At 37.4% G+C, this 14,863-nt stretch carries 13 protein-coding genes and 1 pseudogene; 6 read left to right on the top strand and 8 right to left on the bottom strand.

Annotated elements, in window-relative coordinates:
* Entirely contained in the window at positions 1-1,167 is a 1,167-nt protein-coding gene (locus tag BLV53_RS04675; RefSeq protein ID WP_090297794.1) for a CapA family protein, read from the top strand.
* A gap of 99 nt (positions 1,168-1,266) precedes the next feature.
* Here BLV53_RS04675 and BLV53_RS04670 read toward each other — a convergent pair whose 3' ends face one another.
* Positions 1,267-1,473: a hypothetical protein gene (locus BLV53_RS04670; RefSeq protein ID WP_090297791.1), complete on the bottom strand. Its 207-nt coding sequence runs from the start codon at positions 1,471-1,473 to the stop codon at positions 1,267-1,269.
* 312 nt (positions 1,474-1,785) lie between these two features.
* Between BLV53_RS04670 and BLV53_RS04665 the strand changes: the two genes are divergently transcribed.
* Positions 1,786-2,124, top strand: a complete 339-nt coding sequence (locus tag BLV53_RS04665) for an AAA family ATPase (RefSeq protein ID WP_207646218.1) — start codon at positions 1,786-1,788, stop codon at positions 2,122-2,124.
* A gap of 74 nt (positions 2,125-2,198) precedes the next feature.
* Positions 2,199-3,953, top strand: a complete 1,755-nt coding sequence (locus BLV53_RS04660; RefSeq protein ID WP_090297785.1) for an AAA family ATPase — start codon at positions 2,199-2,201, stop codon at positions 3,951-3,953.
* A gap of 113 nt (positions 3,954-4,066) precedes the next feature.
* On the opposite strand, the gene BLV53_RS17810 is transcribed toward BLV53_RS04660, so the two are convergent.
* From BLV53_RS17810 to BLV53_RS04650, 3 genes and pseudogenes are all read right to left on the bottom strand, one after another.
* The gene (locus tag BLV53_RS17810) at positions 4,067-4,402 is read right to left on the bottom strand and encodes a flagellin (protein WP_242879036.1); all 336 of its coding nucleotides are present in this window, start codon (positions 4,400-4,402) and stop codon (positions 4,067-4,069) included.
* A gap of 978 nt (positions 4,403-5,380) precedes the next feature.
* A pseudogene (locus BLV53_RS17805) lies at positions 5,381-6,091 on the bottom strand (flagellin N-terminal helical domain-containing protein); the annotation flags it as partial.
* 213 nt (positions 6,092-6,304) lie between these two features.
* Positions 6,305-6,586 carry a carbon storage regulator gene (locus tag BLV53_RS04650; protein WP_090297779.1) on the bottom strand — a complete coding sequence of 94 codons (282 nt, stop codon included), beginning with the start codon at positions 6,584-6,586 and terminating at the stop codon, positions 6,305-6,307.
* A 111-nt stretch (positions 6,587-6,697) separates the two neighbouring features.
* Between BLV53_RS04650 and BLV53_RS04645 the strand changes: the two genes are divergently transcribed.
* The 3 genes from BLV53_RS04645 to BLV53_RS17800 all read left to right on the top strand — a co-directional run bounded on the left by BLV53_RS04645 (position 6,698) and on the right by BLV53_RS17800 (position 9,930).
* On the top strand, positions 6,698-7,300 hold the full coding sequence (locus BLV53_RS04645) for a tyrosine-type recombinase/integrase (RefSeq protein ID WP_090297776.1): 603 nt from the start codon (positions 6,698-6,700) through the stop codon (positions 7,298-7,300).
* A gap of 195 nt (positions 7,301-7,495) precedes the next feature.
* Positions 7,496-7,786 carry a carbon storage regulator gene (locus BLV53_RS04640; protein ID WP_170830756.1) on the top strand — a complete coding sequence of 97 codons (291 nt, stop codon included), beginning with the start codon at positions 7,496-7,498 and terminating at the stop codon, positions 7,784-7,786.
* A 194-nt stretch (positions 7,787-7,980) separates the two neighbouring features.
* Positions 7,981-9,930, top strand: a complete 1,950-nt coding sequence (locus BLV53_RS17800) for a flagellin N-terminal helical domain-containing protein (RefSeq protein WP_278335376.1) — start codon at positions 7,981-7,983, stop codon at positions 9,928-9,930.
* Positions 9,931-10,125: 195 nt separating this feature from the next.
* Here the strand turns inward: BLV53_RS17800 and BLV53_RS04625 are convergent, their stop codons facing one another.
* The 4 genes from BLV53_RS04625 to BLV53_RS04610 form a co-directional block, all read right to left on the bottom strand.
* Positions 10,126-10,974: a hypothetical protein gene (locus BLV53_RS04625; protein WP_090297770.1), complete on the bottom strand. Its 849-nt coding sequence runs from the start codon at positions 10,972-10,974 to the stop codon at positions 10,126-10,128.
* A 225-nt stretch (positions 10,975-11,199) separates the two neighbouring features.
* On the bottom strand, positions 11,200-11,829 hold the full coding sequence (locus tag BLV53_RS04620; RefSeq protein WP_090297767.1) for a histidine phosphatase family protein: 630 nt from the start codon (positions 11,827-11,829) through the stop codon (positions 11,200-11,202).
* A gap of 22 nt (positions 11,830-11,851) precedes the next feature.
* Positions 11,852-12,814, bottom strand: coding sequence for an acyltransferase family protein (locus tag BLV53_RS04615; protein ID WP_090297764.1), 963 nt, complete (start codon positions 12,812-12,814; stop codon positions 11,852-11,854).
* A gap of 446 nt (positions 12,815-13,260) precedes the next feature.
* On the bottom strand, positions 13,261-14,757 hold the full coding sequence (locus BLV53_RS04610; RefSeq protein WP_090297761.1) for an ISLre2 family transposase: 1,497 nt from the start codon (positions 14,755-14,757) through the stop codon (positions 13,261-13,263).
* Positions 14,758-14,863 lie beyond the last annotated feature (106 nt).

The following is a 14,863-nucleotide window of genomic DNA, read 5'->3' as shown; positions in this document are numbered from 1 at the left end:
ATGAAAAGATTCTTTGCAGCTTTATTAAAAACCTTTTTAATTCTCGTTCTTATATTGGCAGGATGCTGGTACGCCTTCGGGGTGGATGGCCCATTTTCAGACAAGGGTCAGGAAATACTAGCAAAAATCCGCGGTGATGAAACTATTGAGGTGACAGAGATCAATCCTGAAGAAGATGTATTATTAGAAGAGACTCAGGAGGAAATGACTGAGGTAGAGCCTGAAATAACCGCAGAAGATTTAACCACAAAGATTGTTTTCACTGGAGATGTGGAGCTCAGTGAATATGTCCAGTCCAACTACTCTTCAAAGGGAGCTGATGGTGTATGTTCACCTGAAGTTCAAAGTCTCTTGAGGGATGCCACATTTACAATGATAAACAACGAGTTTTGCTTTTCAGAGCGTGGTCAAAAGGCTCCGGACAAACAATACACTTTCAGGGTAAATCCTTCCTATGTAAGTCTTTTCAATGACCTTGGTGTAGACATTGCAGGCCTTGCCAACAACCATGTGTTGGACTATGGAAAGGATGCTCTGACTGATACCTTTACCACACTTTCAAATGCAGGCATTGAATATACAGGTGCTGGCAACAGCGTAGATGAGGCTGCCAAACTGATAATTAAAACAGATGCCAAAGGCCGTAAATACGGATTCCTAGCAGCAAGCCATGTAATTCCAGTGGCAAGCTGGAATGTAGAGTCCTCTCAGCCTGGCGAATTCTGCTTCTATGATGAAACCAGATTGCTAGAAGCCATACAAGCTGCTGACAGCCAGGTGGATTATCTGTTTGTCATGGTGCACTGGGGCGTGGAACACACCACCGAGCTCACGGACTATCAGACAAATGACGGACACAAATTTATAGATGCCGGCGCAGATGCAGTTATCGGAATGCACAGCCACTGTCTCCAGCCAGTGGAAATGTACAATGGCAAACCAATTTTTTACAGCTTAGGCAATTTTATATTCAATCAAAACATCAAACATGGTGGCGGCGGTGCTGTTGAAGTCACCCTAGATGAAAATGACAATGTCACCTACCGCATCATCCCTATCACTGCAACCGGCGCTAACACAAGCATCGATGATTCAGGCTATTCCTATGTAGAAAGCATCTCGACTAATGTAGCTGTAGGCAGCGATGGTACGATTTCTGCAAAATAAATTTAATACATTTCTTAAACAATAAATCCCCCATTAATGCCAATGTCATTAATGGGGGATGATTTTATTTAAGCATATTGCTAAACTTTGAGAATATCTTTATAGCATTGCCTTGAACTTATCATAGTCTGCTTTTGGAACATCCAATGCTTCCATGGCTTGCTCCACTGTGAGATTTAAATTGTTCATGAGCTTTTTGATATTTTCTAATTTTTCTTCAGTACGGCCTTCTATACGACCTTCTATACGACCTTCTTCGCGCATATCATCAGCAAAGACTTTTTCATCGAATTCAGTTAATACCATACCGCTCACCTCCGCTTTATGCTTCTCCAAAGAATGCCTACGGCAAAAATATAATTATAGTAATAACATCAGATTGTCTATCTATATTTATATAATCCCTAATTTATAGTAAAAAAGGTAACAATTCATACAAAGTGTTACCGTCTTTACTAGAAATCAGGAGTCATTGCTCCAAGTGATTTATTTTGAGGTGTCAAAAGAACTTTTTTTATTGTGAAGTATTAATTTTGATTACGAAAAAATTGATGTCTCCATTACTATTTCATATAATTAAATGTAGCGACCACTTGTAATTAGAAAGAGATTGAAAACATGAAACTCCCAGTTGGAATACAATCATTTGAAAAGATACGTGAAGATGATTTCTGTTACGTAGACAAAACAAAATATATTTATGATTTGGCGCAGAATAATGTTCCATATTTTTTGAGTCGCCCACGTCGCTTTGGAAAAAGTTTATTGCTTTCAACGATGAAGGCCTATTTTGAAGGGAAGCAGGAATTATTTAAGGGGTTAGCTATCGAAGATTTAGAAACAAATAACAAGAGCCCTTGGACGAAATATCCCGTAATATATTTTGATTTTAATGGTCAAAATTATAGTGAAAAAGGGAATCTTGAAAGAATATTAAAGGAATATTGCATAGAGTAAAAGTCTTACCTGGTTCATTTCAAATTTGTAAAAGACTCCTATTCAATTAAATTAAAGTACAGAGGAATATAGGCATGAAGAAAATCGGCATTGGATATGAAAACTATAAAAGGTTAATAGATGATAATTGCTATTATGTTGATAAAACATTGCTTATTAAGGATGTGATTGAAGTTGGGGGAATGGTTACACTTTTTACCAGACCTAGGCGTTTTGGAAAGACACTGGCTCTTTCTATGCTTCAAACTTTTTTTGAGGATGAAAGAGATAGAGCTGGAAATAAGGTAGATAACAGCAGATATTTTGAAGGGAAAAAGATTTTACTTAATGGCTCAGATAATGTTATTTCAAAAATGGGTCAGCATCCTGTCATTAGGCTTTCTCTTAAGTCTGGGAAGCAGAATGATTTTGCCGCAGCATTTCTCAAAATTCGAGATGAGATTATAAGTGAATTTGAGCGCCATAGCTACATAAAACAGTTTATGGGGGATGATACAAGCAGCATTGAAGAATATGAGGAATATGAATTCGGTAGAAATATATGGCTTCAAAAAGAGAAAACATTCCATACAGATGATGAGCGAAAGGCCGCTATTCGCAACGAAGTAGCAAAATACGCCACTTCTCTAAAATTGCTTTCTGTTAATTTGCAAAAGTATTTAGGAAAAACGGTTGTAATACTACTTGATGAATACGACGTGCCTCTGGAAAATGCATATCAATTTGGATTTTATGACGAAATGATAGGCTTTATCAGGTCGCTTTTTGAATCGGCGCTCAAGACAAATGATGCCCTTGATTTCTCTGTGGTTACAGGTTGCCTGAGAATAAGTAAAGAAAGCATTTTTACTGGTCTGAATAATCTACAGGTGAATTCTATCAATAGCCTTGACTTTGGTGAGTATTTTGGATTCACCCAGGAAGAGACAGAAGAAATGCTGAAAGAATATGTACTTTCAAACAATGTGGATATTCTAAAAGACTGGTATGATGGATATTTATTTGGCAAGACTGAAGTCTATAATCCATGGAGTGTAATAAATTATGTAAGAGACCATGTTTTAGACGAGACTGCATTCCCTGTTCCGTATTGGTCAAATACCTCGTCAAATTCCATAATTAAAGAAATGATTGATGATGCAGATGACAATGTAAGGGCGGAACTTGACACACTGATTTCTGGTGGAACCATAGAAAAGCCTATTCATGAAGATATCACTTATGGTGATATTCATGAAAATGAAGACAATCTGTGGAACTTCCTGTATTTTACCGGCTATATGAAAAAGGTTTCTGAAAGATTTGAAAATGAAACCATATTCATCACCATGAAGATACCAAATAAAGAAATAGGATATGTCTATAAAAATCAACTGCGTCAGTGGTTTGATAAGAGTATCAAGGGATTAGACTATTCTCCTCTTTATGAAGCTATCAAAGATAAAAATTGTACTGAAATAGAGGAATTTATCAGTAGCCTACTTTCAAAGAGCATAAGCTATTTTGATAGTGAAGAAAGTTTTTATCATGGGTTCTTTTTGTCTCTTTTGTATGGCTTACCAAACTACTCTGCAAGGTCTAATAGGGAAGAAGGCGATGGCAGACCTGATATTGTTCTTTATCCGAACAAGCCAAAAGATCCAGCGTATATTTTTGAATTGAAGGCTTGCAAAAAGTTTAATGAAATGGATGGATGCTTACAAGAGGCTCTAGACCAGATTGCTACTCAAAAATATCAGGATGGCATTCTAGAAGATGGCTACATTGGTTCTGTAAATTACGGAATATGCTTCTGCAAGAAAAGCTGTATTGTAGGTATATTAGAGTAGTTTCTTTAAAAATTTAATCTGATAAAATAGCTAAAGGGGCTCCCGCGAGGGAGCCCCTGATGTGTTATTTGAAGCCACAATCAAAGTAGCTAGGTCATACTCTTGTTATAGAATTATCCAAGAATTGAAAGTACGCCCTGTGTTGACTGGTTAGCCTGAGCAAGCATTGACTGACCTGCCTGAGCAAGAATGTTGTTCTTGCTGTAGTTAACCATCTCTTCAGCCATATCTGTATCACGGATACGAGATTCAGCAGCTGTAGAGTTCTCAACTACGTTGTCAACGTTAGCGATTGTGTGCTCTAATCTATTCTGAACAGCACCGAGTGCAGATCTCTGCTGAGAAACCTTTGCAACAGCGTCAGCGATGGCATCGATTGCGTATGTAGCAGCATTACCAGTATCATCCTTTAAATTGATGCCCTTGATGCCAAGAGATGCAGCGCTCATAGAGTGAACATCTACATTAATCTTGTTTGTCATGTCAGCATCTGCGCCAACGTGAAGGTTGAATGAAAGCTTGTCTGCGTATGTAACAGTACCCTGCTTAATGTCAAATGTACCATCGTTGTTGTTTGTAACTTTAGCTTCTGTATCAGCTCCAATTGAAGATGCTTTCTGAAGCTCTTCAGCCATAAGGGTGTAAGCTCTTTGTGCAGAAATCTTATCTTCGTCGCCTGCATCAACGCCAGCTACAGTAAATGTTTTGCCAGTTATATCGTTTCCATCCTTATCTTTAAGAGTAACCTGCTGGCCTTCCTCAAGAAGTTGAACGATATGCTCTCTTGTAAGAACCTGTGGAGACTGACCCTCATCCTCTGTTGCTGAATTCTGGGCAACCTTGTATGTTGTACTATTAGAACCATCAATATTAGAGATTGTTACCTGACTGTTAGCTTCGAGTGCACCAATTTCTTTAGCTACATCTGAAAGCTTTGTAGGTGTAAAGTCAGTATCAACAGCTGTTAGAGTCTCACCCTTAGTTGTGATAGAGTCACCGGCACTAATTGTTTTTGATGAGTCTCCTAAAGCAGCACCTTTGAGATTATCCATATCAATTTTGCCCTTATTAGCATCGCCAGAAGCGTTACTACCTAATTTCCATGCTGAAACATCACCATCATTAAGATTCCTTGTAATATTAAAAGTGTCTAATCCGTTTTTATCCTGAGCTGTCTTAAGTTTAAGTGTTGCACCCTCTTTAGCGATAGAGCCTAGGGTCTTCATATTACCACCAGCTTCGAAACTAGCAGTATCCTGGAACTCATCCTTCTTATACCAGCCTGTTGTAACGGTTGTAGTATTAGCTTTTCCATTGGCAATTGTGTTTGTACCGTCAGCCTTTACATAGTATTCATAGACAGTACCATCTTTTGCAATAATCTGATCGCCCAGTGATGCTGTGTATTGATTGTCACCAGTACCTGTATTCGTAAGTGTAGAAATCTTTACATTATTTGTAAGGGTATATTCCTTACCAGAAATTGTTACGCTATCACCGACATTTGCTACGGTAGATCCTAATTTGCTGGCGAGTTTATAGCTATCCTCTGTCTTACCAGAGCCAATCTTGTACTCTGCGCCACCAATAGATACGCTATCGCCATCTTTAAGCTTCTCTTTAAGAGAGAACTTTGTAACTCCGTTGCCCTTGTCAACTAAATTACCGTTGAGACCTGCATCATGAGCGTTTACAGCCTTAGTAACCTTTGTGCCATCAGCATTACCTTTAAGTAGGTATGTCTCGTTGAACTTTGTTGTCTCTGCAACACGGTCGATTTCTGTAGTAAGCTGTTCTATCTCATCCTGGATTGACTGACGGTCAGTCTCACTGTTTGTACCATTAGCTGCCTGAACTGCAAGCTCATTCATACGCTGAAGCATTGAGTGCACTTCTGTGAGGGCACCTTCAGCTGTCTGCACTGCAGATACACCATCCTGAGCATTTGTAGATGCCTGATCAAGACCTCTAATCTGCTTACGCATTTTTTCTGAAATTGAAAGACCAGCTGCGTCGTCAGCGGCACGATTGATTCTGAAACCTGATGAAAGTTTCTCAGTAGATTTAGCCTGAGCGCTAGATGTGATACCGAGCATTCTAGATGCGTTATGAGCCTGTAAATTGTGTTGTACTACCATAAAATTTTTCCTCCTTGAAATAAATATGGTGACGATACGTATTCAATAGATGTGAATCGTATCTATGAGATGTCCATCCTTGGACTCTCTTTCGACTATTAAATTGTTATCTGTGATTCAAGTTTTTAAACTGAATCTATATAATAAGTCACCTCGTTAGCCTAGGATTGAAATGACATTATTAACATTAATTTCAAGAAGAGAAGCTTTTTGTTAATGCTGTAATTCTAGTTCCAGCTTCTTCTTTTTTATTAATTCCTTGTGCTTGTTTAACTGGCGTTCCTCTTTGTAGATGCGTCCAATTTTTTCTTTGGCACTGTTGGAAAGCTTTGCTTGTGGGATATAGGTGTCATCCTTTTGTTCGCGGGCTATTTTGATGCATTTTGGAGCATCTATCAGCACTTTAATGTGACTGCCATCTGTACCTGCGAATATTACCTTAACATCTGAGCCAATATTGATGGATTGACCCTCTCTGAGTGTTAAACTAAGCATATTTTCTACCTCCTTGTAGCAAAATCAGAATCCATTCTTTTGTATAACAATTCATACAAATTGTTACCTAGTGGTAGGATTCATATGTAATATCAAGAGGGAGGAATAGATATGTCAGTAACAGAACCAATTAGAAATTCTGGAGAATTGAGGGATTTCATGAATTTTTACAAGGAGGAGCATTGTAATCCGAGAAATTATTGCTTGATAGTAACGGGCCTAAACACAGCTTTACGCATTAGCGACATTCTTAACATAACCTGGGACGAGGTGTATGATTTCGAGCTTGATTGCTGTAAAACCCATCTGAAATTGACTGAAATGAAAACTAAGAAAATACAGAACATTGTAATCAATGAGGAATTAAAGTGGGCTCTCAAGCTATTAAAGGAAAGCAGCGATAATGTCGCCCCATCCCAGTATTTGTTTCATTCTAAGGATGATTGTTTTAAACCAATATCGAGAATTCAGGCTTATAGAATTATAAGAAAGGCGGCCCAAATGACCATCTCCAATCATACCCATATAGGTTGTCACTCATTACGAAAGACCTTTGGCTACTTCGCATACAAAAACGGGGCTAACCCAATACTTTTAATGAGTATCTTCAATCATTCATCATTTGAGATCACCAAACGCTACATTGGGATTACCCAGGATGAAAAGGATAGCGTGTACCTTAATCTGAATTTTAAATATGAACAATCTGTGTAATCAATTGACTTTATTCAAAAACGTTATAGAATGAAAACAACTTAGAGAAATGACTGCTAAAAATAATTTTAAAAAATATTATTTTAGGGGTTAAGTTTTTCAAAGGGCATCCGATATAGGAAGTACAAGGTAACAATTTGTATGAATTGTTACTCCAAAGAATGGATTCTAATTATACTACGAGGAGGTAGAAAAATGCTTAGTTTAACACTCAAAGAAGGTCAATCTATCAATATCGGTTCTGACGTCAAAGTAATGTTTGCAGGTGCAGAAGCAGGACGCATCAAAGTCCTTATAGATGCACCAAAAAATATCCAAATTGCAAGAGAACAAAAGGATGATTCTTATGTCCCGCACCAGAAAATCTCTGATAGTGCAAAGAAAAAGATTGGAAGAATCTATAAAGAGGAACGCCAGTTAAACAAGCACAAAGAATTAATTAAAAAAAATGGAACTAGGACTTCAACGAAGAACTGGACCTTTTGAAATTTATGATAGTAATGTCATTTCAATCCTAGGCCAATGAGGTGACTTATTATATTGATTCAGTTTCAAAAAAACTGAATCGCAAGAAAAATTTAATATGCAAAAGAGTGTCCAAGGATGGACATCTCATAGATACGATTCATAAATCTTGAATCTGTATCATCACCATATTTATTTCAAGGAGGAAAAATTTTATGGTAGTACAACACAACATGCAAGCAGCTAATGCATCTAGAATGCTCGGTATCACATCTAGCGCTCAGGCTAAGTCTACTGAGAAACTCTCATCAGGTTTCAGAATTAACCGCGCAGCTGATGACGCAGCTGGCCTTTCAATTTCAGAAAAAATGCGTAAACAGATAAGGGGGCTTGATCAAGCATCTACAAATGCTCAGGACGGTGTATCTGCAGTGCAGACAGCTGAAGGTGCACTCACAGAAGTGCACTCAATGCTTCAGCGTATGAATGAGTTGGCAGTTCAAGCATCAAACGGTACAAACAGTGAAACTGACAGAAGCTCAATCCAAGATGAAATATCTCAGCTTACAACTGAAATCGATCGTGTAGCTGAAACTACAAAGTTCAATGAGACTTACCTTCTTAGAGGTGATGCAAATGGCACAAAAGTTACAAGGGCTGTCAATGCACATGATGCGGGTCTCGATGGAACACTTACAGCTAATGGAAATGGCACATCTACATTCACACTCAAGAAAGCACTTGAGGATGGCGATAAAGTCACTATTGCTGGAAAGAATTACACTATTGGATCTAAAGAGACTTCTACTGATGGATTCCAGAAGCTTGCTACTTTAAATACAAAGGTCGCTTCAGTAGGCGATTCTGTATCATGGGTTGATGCAAATGGAAAGACTCAAACCAAGACTTTAGTAGCTAAAGCTACGAATGCAACAGGTCTTTATGCAACCGGCTCTAAGATAAATATTGATGGTAAGGAATACGCCATAGATACTGCAACTGAATTAACTACAGGTAAGCTAAAAGCTAATGACGCACAAAAGCTAGTTAGTGAAGCTCTTGCAGATGGAAAAAAAGCAACGCTTATACAGATTGGTTCTGCTGCAGCTGGTATATATAAAGCTAATGAAGAGGTCAATGTCGATATTGTATCCGGACTTGATACAAATGAAAAATCATCTATGGGATTTACTGCAACCACTGCCGGTACTATTACTGTAGCAGAATTAGGCACAGCCTTAAAGGGTAGTGCACTCGCCGCAGGTGACAAAGTTACTCTATCAGGCGAAGAAATCACAGCTACAACAAGTGATCCTGCAAATATGGATACAATTAAAGAAATTGTTAAAGCTCTCAAGCCTGAGCAAACTGATCCTGCTGTAGCAGCTGACACAATCGAAATAGGAGGCAAAGCATTTACAATATCAGATAAAACAGATATCGGTGCAAATAAACTCACTATTGATGATGCTCTTGCATTACTTAATGACAGAGATGAAGTAAAAATCACAGCTAACTCTGCCGAAGCTAAAAGTGCTATGCTCGTTGCAAGTCTTACATCAGGAACAACATACACAGCAGTTGAGAAGAAAGCAATCAGTGACGACGAGGATGTCCTCTCAGTCAAAGATGCTTACAAGATGATGGCTGAAGAGCTTACAAAGGCTTCTTCAATCGGTGCTGACGATAAGGCTGTTGTTACAAGCAACAACTCAGGCAGCTTCGAAATCAAACAGGGTACTGTAGAGTATGTTGACAAACTCAACTTTAACCTTCATGTTGGAGCTGATGCTGATATGACAAACAAGATTAATGTAGACATCGCTTCAATGTCAGCAGCTAGTCTTGGTGTTAAAGGATTAAATGTAAGTGATGATACCGGCATGTCAGCTACATACGCAATCGATGCCATTGCCGATGCTGTTGCAAAGGTATCTGCTCAGAGATCAGCACTTGGTGCTGTTCAGAACAGATTAGAGCACACAATCGCTAACGTTGATAACGTAGTTGAGAACTCTACAGCTGCTGAATCACGTATCCGTGATACAGACATGGCTGATGAGATGGTTAGTTTCAGCAAGAACAACATTCTTGCTCAGGCAGGTCAGTCAATGCTTGCTCAGGCTAACCAGTCAACACAGGGCGTACTTTCAATACTTGGATAATTTCATAACAAGAGTATGACCTAGTCACTTTGATTGTGGCTTCAAATAACACATTAGGGGCTCCCTCGCGGGAGCCCCTGTACTATTTTCCCTTTGTACTAAAAACATTGGGTTTACACGTAAAAAGTCCCCATTAATCACAATGTAATTAACAGGGACTTTTATTAAGCATTTTTATAAACTTTGAGAATACCTTTATAGCATTGCTTTGAACTTATCATAGTCTTCTTTTGGAACATCTAAAACTTCCATAGCTTTTTCTGCTGTGAGACTCAATTTATTCATGAGTTTTTTGATATTTTCTAATTTTTCTTCTGTACGGGCTTCTTCGCGCGTATCATCAACAAAGACTTTTTCATCAAATTCAGTTAATACCATACCACTCACCTCCGCTTTATGCTTCTCCAAAAAATCCTTTAAAATGCCATCTTTAATACAGGAATCAACAGCTAAGTCTACAGCTTTTTCTATATCGTAATCAAATGAATTTATCCTGATTCTGTTGATTAGCTCCATGTACTCCCTAAGGGGCTTACATTTCTCTAACAGCCGCTCATTTTTGCCTTTGTTAAGATTGTACCCTGTAGCAGTCCACTCAAAATCTCCACTTTTATCTTCATTTATAAAAGCATCAGACAGCCTTAGCTTTTCAATTGGCGGTCTGTCTTCTAATCCATTATAGAAAACTATGTACCTTGGAGTGGGGATTTTCTTTAGGCCCCTGGAATATACATTTATGCCATGAGACTTTATATACTGCTCATAAAGCATCCCAAAATACATCAATCCTCTGACCGGCATGTTTGGATTAAAGCTGCTTTGTTGTTCCCACACAGACAAAAAACTGTCAAATAAAAATGAGACATCATTCTTCATTCGGATGTAAATTACATCCTCGATTGTTGTAAGTTCAAGCTCACTTGCGTCTTCATAGTTACTTCCATTTAGTGCATTGTAAAGTTGAAGAATATTCTCCTTCATCTCCTCTGTACCAAACAGTAATCTAAACAATCTATCTTTGTATTCTCTATTAACTTTTGTCATTTCTACTCCTTTAATTATATCATGAATCGGAAATTCGGAAACAAAAAAACAAAAAAACTTTCCATCAGAATTGTTATAGAAATGAACAAGTATGAATGCCTACGGCCAGAGTATAATACCATTAATATTATGTCGTTGTCTAGTTGAAGTTATTAACAAAGAGCTTCGCGGAATGTATCACGAAGCTCAAAAAATCTGTTGATTTTGTGAAACTAAAAAATATTTTTACCAGTTTTTCTCGAACCCCTCAGAGATGAATCGATAATCATCTGCTGTACCATCGGTAGTTATAAACAATTCTGCTATGGCACAGTTGTTGAAATCCACATCCCAATAGGCTGAGCGTGGAGTATTTTTGATGTATTCAAAAATAGCGTGGCTGAGGGCGCCGTGGCTTACTAAAAGCAGAGTGTCATCTTCCTCTAGAGTGCCGTTAGCTATCATGGAGCGCACCTTTTCAATGATTGATTTAGCACGAGCCAGGACTTCGTCATAGCTTTCACCACCTACTGGAGGCTGATAGGTCTCAGGTTGATCAAAGCAATCCACCAAAAACTGAGGATTTTCCTCATTCATGTTTTTCTGCTCATAGACTCCAAAGCTCATCTCTATAAGGTTTTGCTCTGTCTCGATGGCTTCCATAGGAATACCTGTGGCAAGACTTCCGGTTTCTATTGCTCTTTCAAGTGGACTGGAAAGGATTTTAGTTACATGTATTCCAAGTTCTTCTAAAAGCTTTTTAGTTTCTCTGGCTTGGGTTCTGCCCCTTTCATTAAGTGGGATGTCAGAGCTCCCCTGTAATCTTTTTTGTACGTTAAGGTCCGTTTGACCATGTCTTAATAATAATACTCTCAAATTATTGCCTCTTTAAAATGAATTATGCTGATACATGAGAATTAGCTTTTGTTAAAAATCTACTTCTCATTCTTTTAACACCACTCTGCAATAATACACTAAATCCAACTGATGCTGCAAACGAACATACCATGATTAAAATATTATGTGTAAAGATTTTGTTGAATAACACCATAAACATCTGATGTGTTAAAAATATTTCCCATGTATATTGTCCCAGGAAATAAAATATGGAAGATGTCACATTAACTTTCATCATAAGAAGAACGACAACAATACATGCCAAAAATGAATATATGGTAACCGAAACATTAAAATACATGTAATTAATACCCATGTACATAAATGGTACGCAAGCAATGCACAGACCAATCATTGCAACAGTGTATATCTTTTTATTTTTCATAATTTCAACAAGCTGATCTTTGTATATAGCAAAAGCAGCTCCCAGGGCAAATGTAAGTACATCATCATACCACCATTCACCAAGGCCTATTAATATACAAGCTACAAAATACAAAATATTTACAGCAGTGATAAATAATAATCTTTTAGTGTTTGTTTTAAAAAATATGAATGCCAAATCTGATGCAAGTAAAAAAATTAGAATAGCATTTATAAAATTACTTTGAAAAAATCCAAGAATCGTTACTGGAAGATACAGGCGCCATGCCCTTTTTTGCCATACTTTTTTCAGGTCAATTGAGGCTGATTTTGAATATCCTAAGAATGTTGCATATCCTGAAATAAAGAAAAACACGCATATACATACCTGACCAATTCGATATGCAAGCTCAATTGTATCTACATTTGGCACAATATGTGAGTAGTGATGAAAAAACACAATCATTATCATAATACCTTTGATTGTAGTGGTTTGCCTGATGTTAAAGAATTCTTCCTGTTGATTGCCTTCATATTTATTCATGAAAGCCTTAATTACTAACAATGGAAATAAAACTATAGCTATAAACGTTGATGCCATAAAAAACCATCCTTTTCAAATAGAATCCTGCAAGATTAAATCTAAAAGCATAGACGATTATACTTTTTTATAGTATCAACTTCAATATAATACTCTTATTTGGCAGCGTAAATTTGTACTCGGAAAACACAGAAAAGACTATCCCTGTGCATTTGTGATAAGAATTAGATTTGAGATTATCTTACTCTTTTTCTCTTTTAAAAGGAAGCCCTGCTCCGCAGGCCGCTGATTAATGCTCAATGCCTAACTTTCTTGTACAACAAATAATCCTTCGGTTGCTTGTTGATATTTTATCTGCCTTGAAATGCGTGTCAAGGACTATGCCTTCGGTGCAAAGCATCCTTGACACCCATTTCTTGGCAGATACACTGTAATCAAGCAAATGAAAGATTAGGTCCGTGCGTAGCACTTTATTCAAGGCAACACCGTAAGGTGTTGTTTCCTTTTTACAGTTTTCCATGTAGATAAAATGTTAATCGTTTTGAACTTTGTATGGATAAACTTGAACTCATAGTCTGTGCATATTTTCCATACTCTTTTTGAAGTTTAGTTCTATTTGTTCTCTCTGATGCTAAAATAGCAGTCGCACTTAGAACAACTTCTTCAGCTCCTGCAGCTAAAGGAACATCTTCCTTTTGATATTTCGCAAGCTCAAGCATATCTCCGCCATTCAATTTATATTCTCTGAGCCTTGCCATCTGGTTTGCACCAACTGTGCTCCACCCAAGAGCTTGTGTGCTCATCCTTCTGGATAACGCATGATAAACATGGCCTTCAGTTGAACTTCCTACAACTCCTTCTTTTTTCTTTAATCTAAGTTTTGCTGCTGTCCAGTTGGAAGTCATGTACTTGGCTGCATCATCAATCTTTTTATGAGTCTTTTCTGATGTTGTGCATCCTTTTAGCTTTTCAACGACTTTGAAAAAATCTTCCTTTGTTTGATTTCTAATGCATGAATAAATCTCATTTCTTGCATCATCTTGAGTGTCCTTAGTGTGAGCTATCATTTTGAACACATACTTAGATAAGTGAAATTCATCTAAAACAAATGTGGTATCAGCTAACCCTCTATATCCTGTCTTTATCCATTGGCCACCATCTGAATTAATATAAATCTTCTTTATCTTATCGACATCATATGTTACATCTATATATTCAAAAACCTCTTTCCACATATCTTTACTAGACTGGTCATAGCCCCTCAAGAAGTAGTGTGTATTTATAAGTTTATTGCGGTCACTCTTTGGTGCTTCTGGCTCTATACCTTCATACACGTAAATCATTTTTGTCATAGCACCATTATTCTTTCTGCCATTCTCATTTACTTCTATGTCACCTCGAGCCTCATGAAACTGCAAATGATAATGATCTTCGTCAGCATCAATGTAAAGATAATCGACTGTCTTTTTCGTTTCTGGAATCTGAAAGCTTCTTGGAAACTGTGTCTTATGAAGAAGATTCTTTACCGTCTGCTTCGTAATCCCTTCAGGTGCACATTCAACACCTGCTTTTTGATATGATGTATCAACCGCCTCTTCGTAGATTTTTGACACTACATCCTCAGTCATTGATTGATTTTCCTCTAACTTTAGGAATTTATCTAACAAGTAACATTGGAGTTCTTTTCCATCGTCAGTCAATTCTGTTTTTGATGTATACAAAGTCTTTGTAAAAACAATTTCGCCTAATGTTGTAGTTAAACTTTTCTTATCTGCAGAACGCTCAACATACCACTGTCGCTTCCTCTCAGGAAGTTCCTTTATTAGCAAATCCATCTCTGAAATAAAGCATTCAAGGACCTTCCTTCCTAGTTTATCAGTCTCATTTTTCGTAGCTAAAGCAAGGTCTCCAACACAATGATGCTCATCTTTATAAAAATTTATCCTAACATCAATGATTTTAGGGATGAAAACCTCGTAAAAATAGCTTATAATTTCTTCCATAAAAGAACATCCTCCCTTGTTTTGTTTTTTCGCAAAAATAACTTTATCACAAAGAAGGATGTTCTTTTTTATTTATTCAATTTTCCGAGTGAAATTTTACTCTAGC

It is taken from the genome of Pseudobutyrivibrio sp. ACV-2 (assembly GCF_900107545.1).
In the GTDB taxonomy this organism is placed as follows: Bacteria; Bacillota; Clostridia; order Lachnospirales; family Lachnospiraceae; genus Pseudobutyrivibrio.
Note: the sequence above shows the minus strand (reverse complement) of the source record. Positions and strands in the feature narration are given on the sequence as shown.